Origin of the sequence: Paraburkholderia sp. GAS333, assembly GCF_050435665.1 — a bacterium.
GTDB classification, from domain to species: domain Bacteria; phylum Pseudomonadota; class Gammaproteobacteria; order Burkholderiales; family Burkholderiaceae; genus Paraburkholderia; species Paraburkholderia fungorum_A.
The window spans coordinates 423,796-444,198 of sequence record NZ_JBNDKS010000002.1; the positions used below are offsets into that span (position 1 = coordinate 423,796).

Genomic DNA, 20,403 nt, shown 5'->3' on the forward strand with positions numbered 1-20,403 from the left:
GTCTCCGAAGGTTGAGAGGGTTAAGCGGCGGCCAGATCGACCAGGCTCGATACGACACGCTCGATTTCTGCGCGGGCCTCGTTCAAACCGCGAATACCGGATTTGTCCGCCCCGAAGATCGTGAGGCCACGCGCGACCGTCGCCTGATAGGCGGCTTTCCGCTTCTTGATGAACGGGCGGCCGACGAAGCCCGCCAGGAAACTCAAATCCGAGGTGTAAGCGGTTTCCACACGGTTCGGAAGCAGCAGGACGCGCCGGTCCTTTGCTTGCAGTTCACTTTGGCCCCGGATGGTCGAAGCCGCGTCGAAAAACGACGGGAGCACGGGCATCACGACCACGCCCGATTTCAGCGTTGCGGCCGCGACGGCCGGTGCGTAGGGTGCGTGATCGACGATCACGACATCGTAGCGATCCGCCCGCGCGTCCGAGGCGGCCACGTCGAACGCGGGCGCGAGGCCGCATTGCTTCGCCCGGGCTTCCCAGGTGCGTGCGCTCTGTTGAGCGTCCGCGTCCACGAGCAGCACGCGGCGGCTCGTGTCTTCCGCGGCGAAGAACGCCGCGAGGTTCAACGAAATGGTGCTCTTGCCCGAGCCCCCTTTGGGGCTCCACACATCAACGGTCAACATCGGCATGGTATGTACTCCTCTAGATTGCGGTGGATGGGATGTATCGTTTGTTTGATGTGTTTGGTTTGTTTGATACAAACCACGTTCTCGTACATCCCATCGCATGTCAACGGGTACGGTTCGAGTACCGTACCTAGAGAAATACAAACGATACAAATCAAACAAACCAAACACCGCCGTCCGTCCCACGGCCGGCCCTGCTGCGCGTTCCCACGCCGTTGCCTGGTCGCCTCGTTTCCGTCCACCGTCGTGCGCTCAAACCTGCCGTTGATCGACGCATAGCCCATACCGTCCGAGCCCGAGCAAGGGCGCGCGTTGCTTCGACGGGCACCCGATCCCGCGATGCGGGCGTGCGGCTTTCGTCGACCTCTTGCCGTCTTGTCCTGCTGGCCTGCACATGCGTCACGGCAGGCTCCAAAGCGCACAACTCAACAACGGAACGAGAGCAAGCGATGACCAGGCACCGGCAACACGCAGCAGAACCTCGACATGTCCCGCAGTTCCGCGGCCCCACGGCCCACCCAAGCGCAGCGATGAAGAACAACTTGAGTTTTTCGACGAACGTGCTGTACTGATCGCGTTAGCACCAACACTACAGAGAGCAGGGGAAACAGATGCGAGTTCAAGGACGTGTAAAACTTTTGGGCAATGGCCGCACCGACAAGTACGGCTGGACTATTCGATCGGTGGCCGAAATCGGCGATCGGGAAATCCGGGGCTTGCGGTACTCCCCGCGCCTGGGCAGTTACTTGAACCCTGGCGAAACCGTGGCCCTCGGCGTGCAACGCGTGCTCGGATCGCCCACGGTCTACGCCGTAGCGACCAGCGACGGGCGCGTGCGACGCGGTGGCGTGAGCGGCTTGCTCTTTCTATTGTTTGTGTATGCCATCGCGATGGCGGCCTGCGGCTTCCAAGTGGTGAATCATGGCTCAAACTACTACGGCCTGGCGATCGTGGCGCTCGGCTGGCTTGCAACCGGCCCGCTCAAGGCGTTGCGTTTGTGCCTATCGTTCGATCCCTTGCGAACTTAACAAAGCCGTATAACACGGCATCGCGAAGCGGCTACGGCCGCTTTTTTTTCGTCCGTGGACCGCGAATAAATGACCATCGGCGCTGGACTCCGCTCGGGTTTTTGATAGTACTGGTGTTGGCACCAACGCTTTTCGGGTGACCACCCTCGCTCTTTCACAACCTGCATGAGGCCACAATGCGCCGCTACTTCTTCAAATCCCTCGCCGGGCCGCTGGCCGTTTTTGCGTTGCTGTTCGTCAGCAACGCGCACGCCGCGGACATCTGGACGCCCCCATCGACCGACTGGCTCATGGTCAACGTCATGCCGCTCCTCGGCGGTGGTGCCGACGCGTCGACCAGTCCGTTCAGCAGCCTGTTCCTGATTTTCAACACAGCGATACTGTCGCTGGGCGGCCTGCTCGCGGCGTACGTCATGGTCACTGGCATCATGGCCACGGCGCACGACGGTGAGATGATGGGCCGCAACATGAGTTCCATGTGGATGCCGATCCGGACAATCGTCGGTACGGCGCTGATCCTGCCGGTCAAGGGTGGCTTTTGCCTGGCCCAGTTGATCGTGCTCTGGCTCGCGACGCAAGGCATCGGGCTCGCTGACGCGACGTGGAGTCAATACTTGTCGAACTACTCGACCGTCTCGGCGACGTACACCAGCCCGGCGCTCGACGCTAAAGCACGATCGCTCTTTCGAGCGCTCGTGTTGAGCAACGTATGCTACGAGAGCATTCGCGGAACTTACCAACGGGGGAACGCGGAGCAGCAGGCGACGGACAACTGGGCAAACGGCGGTGACCTGGTCGGGTCCGTCGGCACGAACTGGTTCAGCAACCTCGACGCCAACGGCGCCGGCACCGTCGGCTACACGTTCGGCAGCACTGTGGGCGACGACGCCGCGTCGGCGTGCGGCACGGTCACGGCGACGCTCAAAGGCAAGCCCGCGAGCACGGGCACCGCGGGCACCCAGACGGCCTCGGCACTGCTCAGCGTTGCGAGCGCAGCCCCGGTGATCGAGGCGGCGCACATCGCGGCCCTGAAGACGATGCAGACGGCTGCGGACAATCTGGCGAAACAGATCGTCAACAACGGCGCCGGCTCGGCCGCGATCCCTCCCGCAACGTTGAACGCGACGATCGCGTCGGCAGTATCGGCTTACGCATCGACCGTCAACAGCACGGCCAACAGCGCGTTCCTGGCCGCGATGTCGAGCAGCAACCTGTCCAGCAAAATGGCTGCGGACGGGTTCGCCATGGCCGGGGCGCAATACACGGTGTTGGTCCGGGCCAAAGCCGACGTGGCCGCTGCAGCGGCGAACGTGCCCACGGGCATCGACGGCATGAAGGCGGGTACGTCCAAACTGCTGGCCTGGTTCGACAATCAAGCGGACGCTGACGTGAAGAACACCGCGGCGATGTTCGACCAAGCGGACGCGCAGGCATCGGCGAAGAGCGGGGCGACGGCGAACAGCGATGACAACTTTGCGAAGGTCGTGAACCTGTTCGCGGGCCACGGCTTTTCGCTCAATGGCAGTTCGACGCAAGACCCTTTGATGAACGCGTACGACATTGGGCAGGGCCTGGTAACGACGGTGGAAGGTGCGGGCGTGGCCGCCATGTCGTTGAGCCAACTGGCCGCCATCCCCTGGGTCGGCAACGGCGTGAGCGCAGCCATGTCGCTGTTTTCCGGCCTGTTCACCGTGATTTTGCTCATGCTGTTGACCCCGGCGCTATTCCTCTGTTTTGTGCTGCCCATGATGCCGTTTTTCATCGTCAGCGCGGCGGTGTTTGGCTGGCTGGTGATGCTCTTCGAAAGCCTTGTCGCCGTGCCGCTGTGGGCCGTCGCGTTCCTGAGTCAAGGGCACGGCACGGACGGCATCGGCAGCCAGAAGCAGGGCCTGATGCTGATCCTGGACCTGTCGCTTCGCCCGGTCCTGATCACGCTGGGCATCGTCGGCGCTTACACGCTTGAACCGGTGTTCGGCAAGTGGGTGCAAGAAATGTTCGACGCGGCATTCGGTGCGACCAGCGGCGGCGGTGGGTTCTTTGAACTGCTGCGCATGTTGGCCGGTGCCGTGCTCTACACAGTCGCGCTGACGACCGCGGTGTACTTCTCGTTGAAACTCGTGTCGTCGGTGCCGGACAACGTCCTGAACTGGATCGGCAGCGGGGCCGGGGCCGTGCTGGGCGGTCACGCTGAAACGGCGTCACGCGGGCTCACGTCCGCCGCCGCGGCCGGTGGTGCAGCGGCGGGCAGCCTGGCCGGTGCGGCGGTGAAAGGCGCGGCCGGCGCGGGCGGGGACCTGCGCAAAGCCGCGCTCGACGCGAAGCGCGAGCAGGGCCGCGACGCGAAGTACGAGGAACGGGGCGTGGGGCGTGCTGTTGAGATCACCGACCCGAGCAAACGCACGCCGGCCAGCGGTGGCGAAGGCAGTCTGAAAGAGGCGCGCGCCAAGACTGATGGCAAGCCGGGCGATGCCGCCGGAAGCAAGGCTTCCGCCGAAGGGCCGGCCGTCACGCCCGTAAGCCCGGATCGCGGAGCGGCAACGAAAGAGGCTCCCGGACGCAGCACGGGCGAGGGTGGTGCAGGCGATGCGCCCACGACCGCGGACCGCCTGCAACGGCTGAACGAGGGCATGGAGCGCGTGCGCGAAATGCACAAACGCCTGGTCGACGACTCGACCAGCAGGGCCGATCCGTCCAACGCGTCCAGCGAACCGCGAAAGGAGCAGGACACCCCGCAGGAGAAACCGGTGGACGATGACAAGACCAGCACCGACTGATCCCCGCTTCACCACCGCATCGAAGGCCCGGGCAACCGGGCCTTTGTTTTTGCTGGACCGGCTCGCCAGCATCGAACCGTAAGTCGTGACCTGATGAAGACTCAGAAAGGCCCTGAAAACAGGGCCTTTTTTGTCGTACACGCTTGACAGCGGCATCGCCTGGAGCAACAACTAAAGCGTTGGTGCCAACGCTCACGCCGCAGCCCACTCGCTCTTTAACAACTTGCCCGAGGCCCCTCATGAACGACTTCCACCGTCGCACCGCCGACATGTCCGAAGCAGACCTTCAGCGCGCTTACCGCGCTTCATCGTTCACTGCATACATCGCCGGTTTTGCGTTCCTGTTAAACCTCACCTTTGCGGTCCTGTCTGCTGCCCACGGACATGCAAGCCTCGCGCTGGTGCTGGCTCGTGTCGGTGCAGCAGCGTACACCGGCGCCACGTGGTTCAGCGGCGCGTTCCGCGCGTTCATGCTTCGTCACCGCACGTTTGACGCACGCGCGCTCGACCTGTTCCGTTCACCCCTGGAGTGGTTCCCGTCGCCGCTGGCGAACATCGCCACGATCAACGGTTCAGGCCATGACGTGCAACTGCTGCCGGCCGACGACCGGTCCGGCAAGTGAACGGGAGCCCACACCATGTACTCCCTCGCACTCAACATCGAGCACGCAGCCGACTCGGATCAAGAACTCCCGGTCACGCTGCCGTGGCTGTCCGCAAAGATCATTCGTCGCGCAACGAAAACGAAAGCACAGCAAGCCCGTGCCCTCGTGCTGAAACGCGCCCGCGCACGCGCTGAACGTCGCACGGCACGTATCGCGCAGCAGGCGCAGGCCGCGGCTAGTGCGGCGGCTTTGCGTCAAATGCTCGCCGCATGGGACGCATTCCAGGCGGAAGCAACGGCCGAGTTCGAAGAGCGGGCACGCGCGCGACGCCTGGCCCGCCTGCTGCCCGACGTGCAAATCCCCACGTCGCTCGCGTGGCAATCGGCCATCGACGGCATCACGTCCACACCTACCGCCGCGGTGAACGCATGAAACTCCCGAACCTGTTCAACGCTCTTCGCTACGTCCGTCCGGTGCTTTTCGTTGCGCTGGTGACCGTCAGCGCCTGGCAAGCCCTTGCGCTCGTGCGCGAGCCGGCCGACGCCGCACCGGCCCACGGCGTTTTTGCAACCGTGTCGCTGGTGATCGCCGTCCGCTTGTACGTCGCAAAACGTTCAGGCCTCAACCGCGTGCTGGGCACGCTCAACGAGCGGAGCAAATCATGAAAAAAGCCCTCCCCATCGCCGCGATGCTGCTGGCCCTCGCGTCGACCGCCCGCGCCGAGAGCGAGGACGCAAAAAAGGCCGAGACGGCCGAGGTCGTGGCCCTGTCGCTGCTCTTGCAGCAAGCACAAGTCGCGTTGGCCCCGGCCAACGCGCTGGACGCGTTGCGCAAGGACACGGCCGTTTCGATCGCCGCGGTCGAGGCGCTGATGAAGCACAGCCCCACCATCGCCGACCCGTCGCTCTACTGGCCGGTCATGCAGAACCTGGACCGGCCCGGCCTGCTGGCGATCGCCCACGCTCACCAGGCCGCTGCGATGGCGGCGGCCACCGGAACGTTGGGCACCGACGTGTGGCTCGTGGCGGCGATGTGGTGCGCCAACGGCCTCGTTTCACGGCTCGGAGGGTGAGGCCATGAACAACATCGTCAAACACGGCCTGCTGCTTGCCGTTCTTCTCGTGTTCACGGGCCTGCTGTTCACCGTGCTCAACCACGCGCAATCGAACTCCAACGCTTTCAACCTGGGTTGCATCGTGGCCGCGGCGGCTCTTACGTTCTGCGTGCACATGCTGCTGAAGGACGAACCCAGCCGGGGCGAGGGGAAGTGATCATGCGAACACTCGCCATCGCCCTGACGTTGCTCGTAGCCCCGGCATTCTGCACCGCGGCCCCGTTGCCGACGGCGGACGAACTGCGGTCGTTGTTCGTGGTGGAGAACCCACCGCTCGACAGCCATCTGTTCGGTGCGCTGCTGATCCGCAACCAACTCGACGTTCGACCGTCGCTCGCGTGCGATCTGCGCAAGGCCCATCCGACCGTGTTGATCCTGAGCGACCAGGAGGGCGGCGTTGTGCGAAACCTGAAAAATCAGGAGGCACCGCCGCCCGCCTGGGACGCCGCAGTGATGACGCCCGCCGCGTTCAGCGCGCAAGTCGAACGGGCCGGCAAGGTGCTGGTCAACGCGTGCATTGACGTTGACAACGCCCCGGTGGCCGAAGTGTTCGACAAAGACCGCAGTTATTCGAACGACCCGCGGCAAGCCGCCGCGATCGCCGCGCGCTTCGCCAACGCGATGCAGTCCGCAGGCGTCGCTCCGGTTTTGAAGCACTACCCGGGGAAAACGGCCGCCTGCCGGCCCGTCAGTTCGTTGCCGGGTTTCGAGTTGCGAAAGGGCAGCCATGAGGTCGAGCGATGCGATGGTTCAGCCGCCGCCGTGTGGGCCATGGCCGACGCGTTCCCGCTGAACGCGGCCCCGATCGTCATGCTGTCGAACCGGATTTACCCGTCCGTTTCGCCACTGCCCGCCGTGCTCGACCCGGTGTACGCCCGCCATTTGCGCGCCGCTGGGTTCAGGGGCCTGGTGATGTCCGACGCGCTGTGGGAAGTGTCGAACCGGCCCGAGGCGGTCGTGCAAGCACTCAAAAGCGTCGACATCGTGGTCGTCTCGACTCCGCGCCGAGTCGACGAGGCCATCCCGCGCATCATCGCCGCGTTGCAGACCGGCGCGCTCGACCCCGACGACATGCGCGCCAAGATCGACCGCGTGGCCGCGTTCAAGACCGCGGCGATCGCCCGGCGCAAGACCTCGCCCATCGACTTTTTTTCGTCGTTGGGTCTCATTCACCCCGACCGACACTGACCTGGAGACCACCATGCGCAGCAACTTCATCACCACCGTCGCCGCCGCGCTGATCGCGCTCACGGCCCTGCTCACCGCCCCCGCGCACGCGCAAGTCATCAGCTCGCAGGGCTACTACCAGACGGCCACGTCCGGCGGTTGCACCGCGGTGTTTTTCTCGCTCACGACGTACGACGCGCGCATTGCGTCGGCGTCTGGCAGTTTCACGGACTGGACGAAGATCACCGACACGTGCGGGCTGGCCCCCAGCAGCCAGGCCGACTTTGCGGGCATGGGCTACTGCACCGCCGGTCCGGTGTCGGACTCCGCGTGGTGCTCTGTGAGCGGCGCCGTCATCCGGTCGTGGACCGTTTTCCCGAACTGCTCGCGTCAACTCGTCAGCGTGACCGACGGTGCGGTGTACAGCGGCAACCCGGCCGCCGCGTGCGTGGGCGCCGTGAACACCAACTGACCAGGAGACCGTCATGAGCACCACACATTTGCACACGCAAAACGCCTCGGTCGGCAGCGGCGACGAGCGCGACGATGCCACCCGTGAGGCGGTGGCGAAGGCCGAGGAACGTGCAAGGCAATACAGCGATCGAGGCATCACGTACCGTTTGATGGCCGTTCTTTCGTATGTCCTGGCGGCCATTGCCTTCCTTTGCCTGTTCATCTGCCTCCGCAACCACCCGTGGGCCGCGGGGGTGATCGGCTTTGGCATTATCGGCGCTACCGTCGTGGCCGTCCGCGTTGCGACCAGCCGATGGGAGGCTTGTCGCACGGTGGTTGAAGAAGAGCGTGACGAAGCGGCCAGGCTGGTGGGCGACATCGTGCTGGGCGGCGATGAGGTCGCGGACGACGACCGGCCCACGAACCAGCACGACGACGATGAGGACGACGACGATGAGGACGACGACGAGGACCACGCAATCGACTCGGACATCGCGCTCGACCGTTTCACCGACCGGGCGATGCGCCACGGCCGCCGCGCGGCGACGTGGCTGCTGATCGGCGTGCTGGCCGAGGTCGGCTTTTTCGTCGGTGTTTGCGAGGTCGTGGCGTCGGTACGCTCGCTCTGGCTCATCGTGCCGGCCGGGCTGATGACGAGCATTGTTATGTTTACGATCGCCGGGCTGATCAAAATACGCTGGGACCGGCATCGCGCGAAGATGGAGAGCGTGATCGAGGAAGCGATGGGCTGGCGCAGTGACGTGCAGCAAAAGGAACGGGACAAGGCCGACGCGACGGCGCGGTATTACCGCGGCCGGGCCGAGGAGGAGCGGATCGAAGCGCTGCGCGAAGAACTCACGTGGAACGTCGGCCCGGCCCCGGTGTACATCGACGCCGAGGGCCAACGCCACCCGACGGCCGAGCAGATCGCACTCGAGAAGCACGCGCGGCGCGAGTTCGGCGACCTCTTCGACTCGCTGGACGGGCCGGACGAGCAGCACGACGACGTGGAGTCGGACGACGTCCCCGTGGTGCCTGCGGTGCGTGCCTGGATGCAGCACTGGGCCGACATGAAGCCGGTTCGGCAACCGCGACCAGCACGGCTCGTGAAACGGCACAGCGACGCCGAGGGTCGGCGGCTTGAACGCGAACTGTGCCGGGCCATCAATAAGCACTGGACGGGCGCGTTTCACAAGCTGCTCGACGAGGGCGCGGACCCCAACGGATTCAACGGCAGCGGCAAGCCGTTGCGCATCGCTCTGCTGCGCGGACGGACGGAGTACATCAGTTGGCTTCTGGCGTTGGGCGCGGACCCCAACGGGCAGTGCTACGGCCGCACCATGCTCACGATCTTGACGAGGCAAATCGAAGATTATATCGACGAGGGCGATGGTGAAGGCGATGACTTTGAATGGCCGGAGCGCATTGAAATGCTCTCGCGATGGGGCGCGAACCCGCACGTCGAAAACAAGTGGTACGACGAGGACGACGAAAGCGAAGGACCGACCGCCTGGCCGTTCATCCTGAAGCGCCCGGTGATTTATGAGGCGTACATGAAAGGTCGCAACGCCTGGCTGCAGGCCGACCGCGACGCGTTGACGTTGCTCGACGAAGCACGGGAGCGCGCGGAACTCGAGGAGTTCGCCGAGGAGGTCGCTGCCCTGCTGAACCAGGCGCGCGGCGGCATGGGACCGGCCTGACGCCATGGCGATCGGCGCGTGAGCGAGTGAACAGGGCGGCGCAAGCCGCCCATTTTTTTTCCCGTTCGCCCAAGCCTGCCCCTGTTTTTCAGGGGTTTTGGCCCGCCCCGTTGACATCGAGTCCATCTGGAGCGACAACTAAAGCGTTGGTGCAAACGCTCCAGTGCCCGCAGGCAATGCGGGTTCGTGCGTACCAGACCGCCGGTCTGCTCTACGCTCGGAGCCTTTGCATGCAACGCATCAACCCCTCGTTCAACCTTCGCCGTTCCGCCGTCAGCCTGGCCGTCCTCACGGCCATCGCACTCACCGTCCCGGCCCACGCGCAAGTTTCCGTCACCGCTTCGCAGCCGACGCTTGACCTCAACGGCAACGGCGGCACGTCGATCGGCCCGGACACCACCACAACCATCGGCAACGTGACCAACAACGGCACCGACGACGGTTCTGCCGTGGGTGCCGACGGCCTCGACAACGCGGCCAGCATCACCACGCTCACCAACCCGACCGGCTCGACCATCAACGGTTCGACGTACGGCGTGAACAACACCGGGTCGATCGACTCGCTGACGAACAACGGCAACATCAGCGCGAGCGTCCCGTGGGGTGGCGTGCTCAACGCCGGCACGATCGGCACGCTCACGAACGGCATCACCGGTTCGATCGCCGGCCTGGAAAATCAGGCCGTCATCACGACGCTCGACAACGAAGGTGGTCTCCAGGATTTCGGCCCGTTCGCGGCGGTGCAGAACGACGCGGGCGCCAGCATCGCGACGCTCACGAACGGCAGCACCGGAACGATCGCCAACGCGAACGTCGACGCGCTGGACAATGCCGGCAGCATCGAGACGTTGAACAACGCCGGCACCATCGAGTCGGACCACGGCGATGGCGTGAACAGCACCGGCTTGCTCGACACGTTGAACAACAGCGGCACGATCACGGGCCAGACCGGGATCGACGCGGGCGGCACGTTCAACAACCTCAACAACACCGCCGCCGGCAGCATCACGGGCACGGGCACCGCGGCCGTGGTGATCGAAGCCGGCACCAGCACCACCGTCAACAACGCGGGCATCATCGCGGGCACCGACGGCAGCGCCGACGGTCTTGACGTGAACGGTTCCGGGAACGTCAGCGTCACCGGCAGCGGGTCCATCGCGTCGACCGGGGGCGTGGGCATGAGCATCGGCGCGGGCGCGAACGCACGCCTTGCGATGCAAGACACTTCCAGCGTTTCCGGGTCGAACGCAGCCGTGCAGGACAGCGGCGACCTGTTCCTGACGATGAGCGACGCGAGCACGTTGTCGAGCACGAACGGCTCGGCGCTGAACGTGCTGGCCGGCGCAAGCGCGACCGTGAGCACCGACCGCGGCACGACCATCACCGCCGCAGGCGCGGCCCCGACGATCGACGTGGCCGGCAACGCGGCGCTCACGCTGCGCGGCACGTTGAGCAACACCGGCACCGGCGCAGCGCTGCAACTCGAGTCGACGGCCCAAGCCGCGATCGAGGTGGACGGTCAGGCGCAAGGTGCGATCAACAACCTGTCGCCGAACGCGCTGGCGTTGACCGGCTCGTCGAACTACACGAACGGCAACACGGCAGGCGGTGAGCAAGGCCTGCTCACCGGCATCAACGGCCAGCAGTCGGTCATCAACAGCGTCGGGCAAGACCTGATGCTGAACCGCAACGTCGTGCTCGACGACACGGTGAACCTGGGTTCGAACACCCTGAACGTCGGCCCGGGCAGCAACCTGGTGGCGTTTCGCCAAGTGGACGTGAACGGCAACGTCGACGTTCAGGCTGGGGCCACGTTCACGTCGCAGGTGCAGAGCGCCGACGCGTATGGCCGTCTGATGGTCAGCGGTAACGCGACCACCGAAGGCGGTTCGACCGTCGCGCTCAAACCGCTCACGGCGTACAACCCGACCGCGGGCCAGCGGTTCGACATCATCAGCGCCGCGGGCACCGGCTCGTACAACACCGGCGCAATCACCGCCAGCGTGGAAGGTTTCAACGGCACCGTCACGCCGTCGACCGTCACGCACGACGGCCGCACGGACCTCGTGATCACGTTGAGCAACACGTCGACGACCAGCACCGGAACCGGCACGTCGACCACCACCACGCCCAGCAACACGACGACCACCGAACCGTCGGCGCCGGACTCCACCACGACCACGACCAGCCCGACCACGACCACGACCACGGGCACCACGACCACCACCACGCCAGCCGTGGCCGATGTGGCGACCTCGCCCGTCGCACGGGCCGCGCTCAACGGTGTGCTCGCTTACACCGGCTGGATGCCGGGCCTGCTGAACACGTACAACGCGGCCGTTGCGGCAGCGGCGACGAGCCCGGCGCAAGCCAACGCGGCCGGCGCACAACTCGCGCCGACCTCGCGCGCCGTGGGCGCTGGCCTCGTGCGCAGCATGGCCGACGGCCTGGCGTCGACCATCGGCGCTCGTGCCGACTCGACCCGGAACGACGTGAGCCAGCAGTGGACCGTGTGGGGCCAAGGCGTGGGCGGGGCAGCGCAACAGAACGGCAGCGCGGGCGTCGACGGTTACACCATGGGCTACGGCGGCATCGTCGTCGGTGCCGACCGCGCCGTGGGCGACCGGGCGCGTGTCGGTGCGATGCTCTCGTACGTGAACGGATCGGCGAACGCCACGGGCGACGCCGGCCAGCACGTCGGCGTGAACGCGCTGGGCCTGGCCGCCTACGGTTCGTACGGCAAGACGTGGTACGTCAACGGCAGCGTGGGCGTGTCCGAAAACGAGTTCAGCGAAAGCCGCAGCGTCGCGTTTCCGGGCGTGAACGCTGGGGCGTCGGCGCACTTTCACGGTGAGGCCGTGACCGCCAACCTGGAGACCGGCCTGCCGATCGCGCTGGCGCACGGCGTGACGGTCACGCCGCTGGCCGGCCTGTCGGCGGTGTACGTCAACCAACACTCGTACACGGAAAACGACGGCGGGGCAGGCGTGGCGCTGAACGTCAGCGGTGCGAGTACGACCGACGTGCGCAGCACGCTGGGCGTGAAGATCGAGCAGGGGTTCGACACGAAAGCCGGCACGATCGTCCCGTCGCTGCGCGTGGCGTATGTCCACGACTTCAACGGTTCCGCCCCGAGCACCACCGCGAACTTCGTGGGCGCCGGTGAAACGTCGTTCACGACCGCCGGGCTGGCGCAACCCGCGAACCTCGCCGACATCGGGCTGGGCGTGACGGTCTACCGCGCGCGCGGCCTGTCGTTGAGCGCACGGGCCGACCTGCAGATCGGGGCCGGCTACAAGGGCGAAAGCGTGATGATCCAGGCGCGCAAAGCGTTCTAGCCCAGCGAAGCGAAACGCTCCGGTGCCAGTCCTAATCGGGCTGGTTTTCCGGTACCGGGCCACCGGCCCGCTCACCGGAGCGTTTCCATGCCTCGCACCACCACCACATTCGCGCGGCTGTTTCTAGCCGCCGCTCTTGCCGTCGGCACGCAGGCTGCCATGGCCCAGTCCACCGGTTCCATCGCCACGGCGTTCAGCAACGCGTCCACGTCCTGGGTTGCGCTCATCAACCTGACCGTGGGCGTGTCGTTCCTCGCCGGCATCCTCATCTCGTGCGTCGGTCTGATCAAACTCAAGGACGTGGGCGATGGGCGAACGGCACTCAAAACCCCGCTCTGGATGGCCGTCATCGGCGCGGCGCTGATTGCGATGCCCGCCTGGATCGACACGATGACGCAGACCATGAGTCTGGGCACGAACACCGGCACCCAACTGCTGTCGCAAGCTGGCTCGTCCAGCATCCCCGGCATGGGCGACGCGATGAACGGCATCCTGCTGTTCGTGAAACTGCTGGGCCACCTGGCGTTCTTCCGCGGCCTGCTGATCCTGAAGGATTACGGCAGCGACAAGCAGGGCGCCGGTTTGGGCCGTGGGTTGACGCACCTGTTCGGCGGTGCGGCGGCGATCAACATCGAGGCCACCACCGCGCTGCTGGCCTCCACCTTTTTCACCGGAATCTCCCTGCCGGGTGGGCTGGGCAGTTTCTAAACGAGGGAAGCCCGGGAAGCCGGGCCTTTTGCACCATGACCATCGCGTGGCTCACGACCTTCAACAACCTGCGCGACACCGCGTTGCGACGCCTGGACACCATCCGGCGCCTTGGGAAACTGTGCGAACGGCAGGCCAGCAACGAGAACGAGCACGCCGCGTTTGCGACCGTCGTGCGTCTCGCGCAGGAGGACCATGACGACGCGGTGCGTGCGCTCGCGCAGCACGCGATGGCCGCACCGACGGACGACCTGCAAAGCCTGCCCGACGGGCCACGCCGACGCCTGGCCGGACGCGTGGCCGAAGTGGGCGCAGACGAGGCGGAGGCCACCCTGATCAACGCCGGCCTGGCATTGGGTGCATCGCCGTACCCATTGCTCGCGCTCCCGTCCGTTGTCGCACGCGACGACCTGCTCGACCTCGTGCTGGCCGGTTGCACTGCGGACGGCTTGAACGATGAGTCGAAAGACCCGGCGATGTGCCGCACGTGGGAAACCGTAGTGTTTCCGTACCGGGGAAGCGTGCAAGACGACGAGGCCGCATGGGTCGAACGTCTGGCGACCTGCGTGCTGCCTCGCCTGGCACGGGCCGGCGCGGACCTCGACCGCCCGACACTGGGCGCGCCGACGACGCGGCCCGAGCGCACCACGTTGAGCGCGCGGGAACAGCGGGCTCACGTGCTCGCGACCGCGCTGGTGCGTTACCAGGGCGAGGTGTTGCACCAGGCGCTGCCTGGGAACGGAGAAGGAGAGCAGCAACGCAGGAGGTTGTGAGAAAAGGCCCTGTTTCAGGGCCTTTTTTCTGTACGTCGGTTCGCTACGGATCGGGCCGAAGGCGGGTCGGGCGCGCACGCGCAAAAAAAACCGGGGCCGGAGGCCCGCCGAGGCTGACGCCCATCGCTGGCGACAGGGCCGACCTGCACACACCTCGAAACCGTGACTCGCTCACAGGACCGCCTTTTCTTCGACGCGTAGCACCGCCCGGCACCCGGCAAGGGTTCGCTGCGCCACGCCGTCGGCGTGCCCTGGCCTGGCGTCCGTTGATGCGGTGCTGAACCCGCGCCAAGGCGGCTCCGTCGAGCGGCCAGGAACGAGGAAACGCCATGTGCACAACGACCCGCAGACCCGCACCCGCTGAAGGCGACCGCCGCACTGTGGTGCTCAACGGCTGCCACATTTTCATGCTCTTCACCGGCGGCCGGTGGCTCAACGTCCACGTCGCTTGAACCAACGTCAAAAACAATGGGGCGCTTGCGCGCCTGGTCCGGCCTGCGGCCCGTTCCCTGCGGCCCCCGTTTCGCAGCGCATGATATTTGTATGTAGTCCGTAGCAAAAAGAAACACTTTTTTTCGCGAGTAAAACAAAATACCCGCTTACCGGCGTTGATTTTTTTCGGTAATACGAGACACTGACTGTAGGCAGCGCGCAACGCAAAGCCACTCAAACGCTCCCAAGCGCCCACCTGACGGTGGGTTTGGCGGTACCAGCACCGCCCCGGTGCTGACCACCGAAGGAGCCCATCATGGCCAAGAGCACCACCACCACCGACCTGTTGTCGATCTACGAACAGGCTTCGGCCGTCGCCACGTTTCCCGGCGTGTCCGCATCGCTCGGCGGCTGGAACGCCAAGGCGGTCCAGATCGACGTGACCGGCTACTCGCAGCAGTACGTCGAGAGCCCGGCCCACGACCCGGCCAACCTCATGTTCGTTATGGTGACGTACGGCCCGGGCAGCAAGCGCCCGCTCACGGTGTCTGAAATCAGTGAAGCGCAGTTCGATCGTTTCGCCGCGATCGGTTACGACCCGCGCTCGTCCGACGTGAGCGAAGCCGCCGCGATCCGCGCCGCGCTGGACCTGGCTGAAGGCATCGCGCCGAACGTCATTCGGCATCAAAAGGAGGGCAAGAAAGAGAAGGGCGGCGGTTACCGTTTCGCATAAGCGATCCACCCAACGCTCCACCCGTGCCCGCAGGTAATGCGGGTTTCGGGGTACCAGGCCGCCGGCCTTTCACTGAAACGGAGTTCACCATGGCACGACGCACCCCCGACTTCTACCTTACCGGCGATCGCACCGTCACTTACAACGAGAAAGAGGCCGTTTTGAAGTTTGAAGAGCCTAGTCTTTTGGAGAACGTGAGCGGGTGCCAATGGGAAGTGTCGACTCTGCACGAAGACGGCTACTGGACTCGCATTTTCACGTTTTACACGACGAAAGCGTCGATCGGCCCGTACCAGGTCGCCGAGATTTTCGAGGCACGCTGGCAAAAGCACAACCCGTACAACAACATCGATGAGTTGTTCACGGATTACTGGAGCTACGAGCACTGATAAGCCCGGCTCGCCGTCGCTCCCTTGTGCCCGCCCTCACCGGCGGGCGTGACGGTACAGGACCGTCGCGGTCCCACTTCCCTGGGAGTCCAAAACCATGCCGAAAGTCATCACCAGCACGACCGACCGCGTGAGCGGCGTGCACACCCTCCGCGCCGCCTCCCGCACTCTCATCGCAATGCTCGCGCTCGCATCACTGACCGCGTGCATGGACAGTCAAGAGTTGCGAAACAACGACTCGAAAACGGTCCAGTTGTACAGCGGTGGCAAGGTCGTTGGGCAATGGACGACGCAAGGCACGATCGAAATGACGCACAACGGGCAGGGCGCTTACTACTTCCGCGACGCGGCCACCGGGCACTTGATCCAGGTGACCGGCACGGTCGTCATCACCGCCTGGTAAGCATCGCAACATCATGGAGACCGTTATGACCACAGCGGCCGAACACGCCCCGCACAGCAGCGGCCTGACCCTGCGTCAGTTTGCCGAACGCTTCAAGGTTTCGCTTGCCACCGCCCGCAAATGGCTGGACGGCGACGCGCGACTCGACCAGGCGTGGGTCGAGTCGTTCGTGCCGCCACCGGGGCGCCACCGTTCGGTCATCGAGGCCATGGGGCTTCTGGCCTGTTCACAGGCCGCTGCGTTCGTCGGTCGCAGCGTGCCCACGTTGAGCCTCGCCGCACGGACCGGCGAACTGCCGTTTGTGCTGGTCAACGGGGTTCGTGCGTTCGACCGCGCGGACCTGACGGCATGGCTGACGGCGAAGAACACACCGCCCGCTGGCCCGTTGCTGTCGAACGCCGATGCCTGGCGCCTGCTCGGTTACGCGAACCGGGCGAGCATCACGAACCTCATCCGAGCCGGGACGTTGCCGGTGGTGCTCGACGAGCACGGCAACAAGCGCGTGAACCGCGCCGACGTGCTGGCCCTGGCCGAAAAGCGCAAAGCGAGGAAGGCGAAGCGGGAAGCACGGGCCTGAACGACGGAGCACCAAGCGAAAAGGCCCTGAAAACAGGTCCTTTTATGCGTTCATGATGCTCACTGACTTGCCCACCGCCTCGCGCCCGAGGGCGCGACGTGTGCACAACCGGACTCTTGCGTGCGGCGTGGCCGCGGTCCGGTTGCACACACGCGAGGGCCGTGGACAAGCCTGTCCTTCAGATGTCCCAGGCGACGAGCCGCCACACCAGAACGCCCGCGTTGAGCACGCCCAGCACCACCGCAGACACCGCCACGCCATGCTCGTGCAGCCACGGGGACAGATTCAGCAGCGCGGCCATCGCGAGCCACGCGCAGCCGGCGAGTCCAATCAACGCAAGGGTGCCGATGCCGTTGCCGAGGTTTCTCGCGGCCTGGCCGGCATACGCTCGGGCACCGCTGCTTTTCGGCCATCGCAACCGGTTCGTTAAACGTAACGCGCCAACGTTGCAGCCGGCGATGATGAGGGCGAGCAGGAGGAGTGCTATCGCAGACATGACAGTTTGCATGGTGATCCTTTTTCTTGTTGGTGTTTTTTTCGAGTCGTGAAAAACGGCCCCCGAAGGAGCCGTTGGAAACATCACCAGCAGGTCATTGCAACCAGACCGCAAGCCGATCGTGCAACGTGGCCTCAAGCGAGTTCGCACCGTCGGCCGTGTGCAGCAGCAGGGGCGTGCCGTCCGCGTTCTTGAACGTCGCGTTGAACGTTGTGTCGAACAGCGCACGCACGCGGTCGTCGACGGTGCCCGGCGTCGCCGATGCACACGCGTTGTACGTGCCCCCGGGCAACCCGTCGGTCATGCTCGCCGGATACGTCACACCGGCCGGAATCGGCTGGGCGCACAACGCTTCAGCGCGAGCGCGGAACGCGGCGAGAAACGCCGGTACGTTCGTCGCGCCGAACCCCAAGCCCGGACTTTGCAGCAAGTACTGGACGCTTGCCTGGTAAGCCGGGTACACGGTCATGTCGTCGGAGCCCGCTGCGGTGATCAAGTCCGCGCTGTCGACGCAGCCCAGCACCGTCGTTTTCGACGGCAACGGAGCGTTCACCGCCGACTCGGCCAAACCCTCGGCGAACCAGCGTTCCAGGGCACCGCCCGCGATCGGTCCCAGCAGAGCGTCATGGGCCACGTGCGTGAGTTCATGCTTGTACAGGTTTGCATAGCCCGAACCGGTGATGCTCGTGGCACCCGGATAGCGCGTGTCGAACTGTGGCGAGTCGATGGACATGACTTCGAACACGTCGCGGGCGCCGGAGCCCGTCACGCCCGTGCCGGTCTCGCCGATACTTTGACCGAGCGCGCTGTCGACGCACACGTTCACGCGCGTGCCGTCGTAACCCACGGTGCTCGTGCTCAGACCAAGAAACGCTTTGTCGTTCGCAATGCCCTGTTCCGTCAGGTCAGCGGCCAGCGCTTGTGCTTTGTCGCTCACTGTGGTCGTTGCGTAGACCACGGCGTTCGGCGTCACGTAGACCGTCGTGCTCGTGAGCCCGGCCTGGAGGCAGTTCGGTTGCACGGACGTGTTGAACGACGAGAACGGCGTTGTGTAGCCCGTCACTTTGTCGGCAGCGATGGACGCCGGCACGGCGTAGGCGTCGAGCAGTTTTTGACCGCCGGTTTCGCCCGTGGTCGTCGTGCCGGTGCCGGTTCCGGTGCCCGACGAACCACCGCCACCGCCACCACCACCGCCACCGCAAGCGGCGAGGGCCAAGGACACGGCCGCAGCCGCGGCCAACGTTTTGAGACTGTTTTGCAGCGTGTTCATAAAACCCCCGGTTTAAGTGGTCTGTTGCGTGTGGCCCGCAGCGGTTAAACGCTGCAGGATGTTACCAAATTAGGCCAAACTGGCCTATTCCCGCGTTGAGGGGAGCATGTCGCCATGCTTCCGTCCGTCCATCACCCCCGTTACCTGATTGTTCGGGCTCACTTGCGCACGCTGCGCAAGAGCGCCGGACTGACCCAGTTTGACCTCGCCACGTTGCTGCACGTCGATCAAACGTACATTTCCAAGATCGAACGGGGACAGCGTTACATCGACCTGCTCTTTTACCTGGACTGGTGCCGCGCCTGCGGCGTCGAACCGTCCGCGGCAGTGGCAGCGCTCACAAAAAAGGGCGCTTAGCCCGCCTCCCGCTTGTAAGTACCAGCCAGCCGCTGCTCGGCGGCCAGCCGCCGCGCCAAGCCGTACTCGAGGATCGCCAGGCGGTCTTCGCGCGAGTAGACGTTGTTGCCGTCCGCGTCCACGCCGACCGGCTCGCAAGGGCGACGCGGCAGCGATGCCTCCCGTTTTGCGGTGGGCCGGGACCACCTGCGCAGCGCTTCGACGACGTGACGCCACACCCTCGTGTTTTTTCGCGTGCTCATGATCGACTCGAAAGATCAGCGTAAGCCTGGCGCGCGGCAACGCGTTGCTCACTCCGGTACGTCACGCCGAGCCACCGGTCCAGGTTTTCTTCGTCCGTCCGATCCAGCCCGGACACGAGCAGTGCCATCGAACCCAGCAACAGCGGAAACGCGGCCAGCGCGAACGGCGGCGGCAGCAGGCCACGCAGCGTGAACAGCAGCACCACCACACCGGCAGCGGCCACGGCGCCCGACGTGAGCACGGCCACGCCGACGCCGGCCAACGACACGCCGCGCGCACGCGCCGGGCTTTCCGCAGGCACAGCCACCGGCTCAACGTCGTCGACGGTGTTGAACCAGGGGTCACGTTCGTTCAGTTCGTTCATCGCACGCTCCCGAAGTCTTTGTCGAAAACGAGTTGCACGAACATCGCCAGCTCCAGCAGGACGGCCGTGCCCCACGTCGTCAGCACCACTGGCCGTGGCGCGTCGAGGGCGATCATCGTGATGCCGATGACGATCAGCAGAAACGCCAGGCAAGCCGGCACGACGTAGTTGTAAAACATCGAGGTTGGTGTCGTCATACGACCTCCTTTAGGGACGCGCGCAACTCGTAAAGCCGCAACCAGGCGCGCGCATGGCCCCGGTTCGCTTGTTCAAGTTTTTCGACAGCACGGCCCGCGCGTTGACGCACCACGACCGCAACGACGACGGAGACGGTGACGATCGCAGCACCACCGGCACCTACGCCCCAAAGTTCGGCGGCCTGACGGGCGGACGCGTCCGGGTTGAGCGGGGTGAACGGCAACACCGCGTCGAGCAGCACGGCCAGGCCAGCGAACGCGGCGTACCCCGCCATCCGTTGCGCCTTGCGCAGCCGACGAAGCGTCCGACGGGCCGCGCTGCGCTCGTACTTGTACTTGTAGCGACGTGCGACGTAGCGCCGCTCGCGGTCGGACATGCTCATGACGTTGACCCAACGTTTTTCAAGGGGGTGCCGTGCAGAGCGGCGTAACGGTCGATGAACGCCCGGCGTTCGGCCGGTGTGAGGCTTTCCATCGCGAGCAGGGCGGCGCCGATGTAGTTGGTTCGGGTCACCGACTGGCGTTCACGGTCGACGTTTGCCCCGACACTGCGCACGAGCGCGAGGGACGCACGCCAGCGGTCGGCCGCGTGCTGTTCTTTCCAGCGATACCACCGCGTTGTCGATTTTGCTGATGCCATTCGAAACTCCAGG

27 protein-coding genes are annotated in these 20,403 nt (G+C 65.2%); 19 read left to right on the plus strand and 8 right to left on the minus strand.

Annotated features, from left to right (window positions below; all coding sequences use genetic code 11):
* Positions 1-20: 20 nt before the first annotated feature.
* Complete coding sequence (locus ABH945_RS11055; protein WP_406867773.1) at positions 21-632, minus strand: AAA family ATPase; 612 nt, start codon at positions 630-632, stop codon at positions 21-23.
* Between the two features lie 608 nt (positions 633-1,240).
* On the opposite strand from ABH945_RS11055, the gene ABH945_RS11060 reads away from it, so the two are divergent.
* The 18 genes from ABH945_RS11060 (at position 1,241) to ABH945_RS11145 (ending at position 16,823) form a co-directional block, all read left to right on the plus strand.
* Positions 1,241-1,657 carry a hypothetical protein gene (locus ABH945_RS11060; protein WP_406867774.1) on the plus strand — a complete coding sequence of 139 codons (417 nt, stop codon included), beginning with the start codon at positions 1,241-1,243 and terminating at the stop codon, positions 1,655-1,657.
* Between the two features lie 176 nt (positions 1,658-1,833).
* Positions 1,834-4,431, plus strand: coding sequence for a DotA/TraY family protein (locus ABH945_RS11065; RefSeq protein ID WP_406867775.1), 2,598 nt, complete (start codon positions 1,834-1,836; stop codon positions 4,429-4,431).
* Between the two features lie 239 nt (positions 4,432-4,670).
* Positions 4,671-5,054 (plus strand): hypothetical protein, encoded by a 384-nt coding sequence (locus ABH945_RS11070; RefSeq protein WP_406867776.1) that lies wholly within the window; start codon positions 4,671-4,673, stop codon positions 5,052-5,054.
* 15 nt (positions 5,055-5,069) lie between these two features.
* On the plus strand, positions 5,070-5,468 hold the full coding sequence (locus ABH945_RS11075) for a hypothetical protein (protein ID WP_429250582.1): 399 nt from the start codon (positions 5,070-5,072) through the stop codon (positions 5,466-5,468).
* A complete protein-coding gene (locus tag ABH945_RS11080) occupies positions 5,465-5,701 on the plus strand; it encodes a hypothetical protein (protein ID WP_406867778.1) in 237 nt (78 codons plus the stop codon). Before ABH945_RS11075 ends, ABH945_RS11080 begins: the two co-directional genes overlap by 4 nt.
* A complete protein-coding gene (locus ABH945_RS11085) occupies positions 5,698-6,108 on the plus strand; it encodes a hypothetical protein (RefSeq protein ID WP_406867779.1) in 411 nt (136 codons plus the stop codon). The genes ABH945_RS11080 and ABH945_RS11085 overlap by 4 nt, the downstream gene beginning before the upstream one ends.
* Positions 6,109-6,112: 4 nt before the next feature.
* Positions 6,113-6,307: a hypothetical protein gene (locus ABH945_RS11090; RefSeq protein ID WP_406867780.1), complete on the plus strand. Its 195-nt coding sequence runs from the start codon at positions 6,113-6,115 to the stop codon at positions 6,305-6,307.
* A gap of 2 nt (positions 6,308-6,309) precedes the next feature.
* The gene (locus tag ABH945_RS11095; protein WP_429250583.1) at positions 6,310-7,338 is read left to right on the plus strand and encodes a glycoside hydrolase family 3 N-terminal domain-containing protein; all 1,029 of its coding nucleotides are present in this window, start codon (positions 6,310-6,312) and stop codon (positions 7,336-7,338) included.
* 13 nt (positions 7,339-7,351) lie between these two features.
* A complete protein-coding gene (locus ABH945_RS11100) occupies positions 7,352-7,789 on the plus strand; it encodes a hypothetical protein (RefSeq protein WP_406867782.1) in 438 nt (145 codons plus the stop codon).
* Between the two features lie 13 nt (positions 7,790-7,802).
* Entirely contained in the window at positions 7,803-9,470 is a 1,668-nt protein-coding gene (locus ABH945_RS11105) for a hypothetical protein (protein ID WP_429250584.1), read from the plus strand.
* A gap of 230 nt (positions 9,471-9,700) precedes the next feature.
* Entirely contained in the window at positions 9,701-12,808 is a 3,108-nt protein-coding gene (locus ABH945_RS11110) for an autotransporter domain-containing protein (protein ID WP_406867784.1), read from the plus strand.
* Positions 12,809-12,895: 87 nt separating this feature from the next.
* On the plus strand, positions 12,896-13,516 hold the full coding sequence (locus tag ABH945_RS11115) for a hypothetical protein (protein ID WP_406867785.1): 621 nt from the start codon (positions 12,896-12,898) through the stop codon (positions 13,514-13,516).
* A 35-nt stretch (positions 13,517-13,551) separates the two neighbouring features.
* Positions 13,552-14,289 carry a hypothetical protein gene (locus ABH945_RS11120; protein ID WP_429250585.1) on the plus strand — a complete coding sequence of 246 codons (738 nt, stop codon included), beginning with the start codon at positions 13,552-13,554 and terminating at the stop codon, positions 14,287-14,289.
* A gap of 329 nt (positions 14,290-14,618) precedes the next feature.
* Positions 14,619-14,741: a hypothetical protein gene (locus tag ABH945_RS11125; RefSeq protein ID WP_275890702.1), complete on the plus strand. Its 123-nt coding sequence runs from the start codon at positions 14,619-14,621 to the stop codon at positions 14,739-14,741.
* Positions 14,742-15,037: 296 nt separating this feature from the next.
* Positions 15,038-15,454, plus strand: coding sequence for a hypothetical protein (locus ABH945_RS11130; protein ID WP_406867787.1), 417 nt, complete (start codon positions 15,038-15,040; stop codon positions 15,452-15,454).
* Positions 15,455-15,543: 89 nt separating this feature from the next.
* Entirely contained in the window at positions 15,544-15,843 is a 300-nt protein-coding gene (locus ABH945_RS11135; protein ID WP_406867788.1) for a hypothetical protein, read from the plus strand.
* A gap of 97 nt (positions 15,844-15,940) precedes the next feature.
* A complete protein-coding gene (locus ABH945_RS11140; protein WP_406867789.1) occupies positions 15,941-16,246 on the plus strand; it encodes a hypothetical protein in 306 nt (101 codons plus the stop codon).
* A 25-nt stretch (positions 16,247-16,271) separates the two neighbouring features.
* Entirely contained in the window at positions 16,272-16,823 is a 552-nt protein-coding gene (locus ABH945_RS11145; RefSeq protein WP_406867790.1) for a hypothetical protein, read from the plus strand.
* A 178-nt stretch (positions 16,824-17,001) separates the two neighbouring features.
* On the opposite strand, the gene ABH945_RS11150 is transcribed toward ABH945_RS11145, so the two are convergent.
* Positions 17,002-17,331 carry a hypothetical protein gene (locus ABH945_RS11150; protein WP_429250586.1) on the minus strand — a complete coding sequence of 110 codons (330 nt, stop codon included), beginning with the start codon at positions 17,329-17,331 and terminating at the stop codon, positions 17,002-17,004.
* Between the two features lie 82 nt (positions 17,332-17,413).
* Positions 17,414-18,589, minus strand: a complete 1,176-nt coding sequence (locus tag ABH945_RS11155; protein WP_429250587.1) for a hypothetical protein — start codon at positions 18,587-18,589, stop codon at positions 17,414-17,416.
* 114 nt (positions 18,590-18,703) lie between these two features.
* Here ABH945_RS11155 and ABH945_RS11160 point away from each other — a divergent pair, with 114 nt between their 5' ends.
* Positions 18,704-18,946, plus strand: a complete 243-nt coding sequence (locus ABH945_RS11160; protein ID WP_234774550.1) for a helix-turn-helix domain-containing protein — start codon at positions 18,704-18,706, stop codon at positions 18,944-18,946.
* Here ABH945_RS11160 and ABH945_RS11165 read toward each other — a convergent pair.
* The 5 genes from ABH945_RS11165 to ABH945_RS11185 are packed head-to-tail and all read right to left on the minus strand — an operon-like array spanning position 18,943 to position 20,390.
* Positions 18,943-19,188 (minus strand): hypothetical protein, encoded by a 246-nt coding sequence (locus ABH945_RS11165; RefSeq protein WP_234774551.1) that lies wholly within the window; start codon positions 19,186-19,188, stop codon positions 18,943-18,945. The genes ABH945_RS11160 and ABH945_RS11165 overlap by 4 nt on opposite strands.
* Positions 19,185-19,553, minus strand: coding sequence for a hypothetical protein (locus ABH945_RS11170; protein ID WP_406867793.1), 369 nt, complete (start codon positions 19,551-19,553; stop codon positions 19,185-19,187). The genes ABH945_RS11165 and ABH945_RS11170 overlap by 4 nt, the downstream gene beginning before the upstream one ends.
* Positions 19,550-19,750, minus strand: a complete 201-nt coding sequence (locus ABH945_RS11175; protein WP_234774553.1) for a hypothetical protein — start codon at positions 19,748-19,750, stop codon at positions 19,550-19,552. The genes ABH945_RS11170 and ABH945_RS11175 overlap by 4 nt, the downstream gene beginning before the upstream one ends.
* Complete coding sequence (locus tag ABH945_RS11180; protein ID WP_234774554.1) at positions 19,747-20,133, minus strand: hypothetical protein; 387 nt, start codon at positions 20,131-20,133, stop codon at positions 19,747-19,749. The genes ABH945_RS11175 and ABH945_RS11180 overlap by 4 nt, the downstream gene beginning before the upstream one ends.
* Entirely contained in the window at positions 20,130-20,390 is a 261-nt protein-coding gene (locus tag ABH945_RS11185; RefSeq protein WP_205182967.1) for a hypothetical protein, read from the minus strand. The genes ABH945_RS11180 and ABH945_RS11185 overlap by 4 nt, the downstream gene beginning before the upstream one ends.
* Between the last annotated feature and the right edge of the window lie 13 nt (positions 20,391-20,403).

Coding starts and splice junctions, on each gene's coding strand:
- ABH945_RS11055 (WP_406867773.1), bottom strand. CDS start 632: ATGCCGATGTTGACCGTTGATGTGTGGAGCCCCAAAGGGGGCTCGGGC.
- ABH945_RS11060 (WP_406867774.1), top strand. CDS start 1,241: ATGCGAGTTCAAGGACGTGTAAAACTTTTGGGCAATGGCCGCACCGAC.
- ABH945_RS11065 (WP_406867775.1), top strand. CDS start 1,834: ATGCGCCGCTACTTCTTCAAATCCCTCGCCGGGCCGCTGGCCGTTTTT.
- ABH945_RS11070 (WP_406867776.1), top strand. CDS start 4,671: ATGAACGACTTCCACCGTCGCACCGCCGACATGTCCGAAGCAGACCTT.
- ABH945_RS11075 (WP_429250582.1), top strand. CDS start 5,070: ATGTACTCCCTCGCACTCAACATCGAGCACGCAGCCGACTCGGATCAA.
- ABH945_RS11080 (WP_406867778.1), top strand. CDS start 5,465: ATGAAACTCCCGAACCTGTTCAACGCTCTTCGCTACGTCCGTCCGGTG.
- ABH945_RS11085 (WP_406867779.1), top strand. CDS start 5,698: ATGAAAAAAGCCCTCCCCATCGCCGCGATGCTGCTGGCCCTCGCGTCG.
- ABH945_RS11090 (WP_406867780.1), top strand. CDS start 6,113: ATGAACAACATCGTCAAACACGGCCTGCTGCTTGCCGTTCTTCTCGTG.
- ABH945_RS11095 (WP_429250583.1), top strand. CDS start 6,310: ATGCGAACACTCGCCATCGCCCTGACGTTGCTCGTAGCCCCGGCATTC.
- ABH945_RS11100 (WP_406867782.1), top strand. CDS start 7,352: ATGCGCAGCAACTTCATCACCACCGTCGCCGCCGCGCTGATCGCGCTC.
- ABH945_RS11105 (WP_429250584.1), top strand. CDS start 7,803: ATGAGCACCACACATTTGCACACGCAAAACGCCTCGGTCGGCAGCGGC.
- ABH945_RS11110 (WP_406867784.1), top strand. CDS start 9,701: ATGCAACGCATCAACCCCTCGTTCAACCTTCGCCGTTCCGCCGTCAGC.
- ABH945_RS11115 (WP_406867785.1), top strand. CDS start 12,896: ATGCCTCGCACCACCACCACATTCGCGCGGCTGTTTCTAGCCGCCGCT.
- ABH945_RS11120 (WP_429250585.1), top strand. CDS start 13,552: ATGACCATCGCGTGGCTCACGACCTTCAACAACCTGCGCGACACCGCG.
- ABH945_RS11125 (WP_275890702.1), top strand. CDS start 14,619: ATGTGCACAACGACCCGCAGACCCGCACCCGCTGAAGGCGACCGCCGC.
- ABH945_RS11130 (WP_406867787.1), top strand. CDS start 15,038: ATGGCCAAGAGCACCACCACCACCGACCTGTTGTCGATCTACGAACAG.
- ABH945_RS11135 (WP_406867788.1), top strand. CDS start 15,544: ATGGCACGACGCACCCCCGACTTCTACCTTACCGGCGATCGCACCGTC.
- ABH945_RS11140 (WP_406867789.1), top strand. CDS start 15,941: ATGCCGAAAGTCATCACCAGCACGACCGACCGCGTGAGCGGCGTGCAC.
- ABH945_RS11145 (WP_406867790.1), top strand. CDS start 16,272: ATGACCACAGCGGCCGAACACGCCCCGCACAGCAGCGGCCTGACCCTG.
- ABH945_RS11150 (WP_429250586.1), bottom strand. CDS start 17,331: ATGCAAACTGTCATGTCTGCGATAGCACTCCTCCTGCTCGCCCTCATC.
- ABH945_RS11155 (WP_429250587.1), bottom strand. CDS start 18,589: ATGAACACGCTGCAAAACAGTCTCAAAACGTTGGCCGCGGCTGCGGCC.
- ABH945_RS11160 (WP_234774550.1), top strand. CDS start 18,704: ATGCTTCCGTCCGTCCATCACCCCCGTTACCTGATTGTTCGGGCTCAC.
- ABH945_RS11165 (WP_234774551.1), bottom strand. CDS start 19,188: ATGAGCACGCGAAAAAACACGAGGGTGTGGCGTCACGTCGTCGAAGCG.
- ABH945_RS11170 (WP_406867793.1), bottom strand. CDS start 19,553: ATGAACGAACTGAACGAACGTGACCCCTGGTTCAACACCGTCGACGAC.
- ABH945_RS11175 (WP_234774553.1), bottom strand. CDS start 19,750: ATGACGACACCAACCTCGATGTTTTACAACTACGTCGTGCCGGCTTGC.
- ABH945_RS11180 (WP_234774554.1), bottom strand. CDS start 20,133: ATGAGCATGTCCGACCGCGAGCGGCGCTACGTCGCACGTCGCTACAAG.
- ABH945_RS11185 (WP_205182967.1), bottom strand. CDS start 20,390: ATGGCATCAGCAAAATCGACAACGCGGTGGTATCGCTGGAAAGAACAG.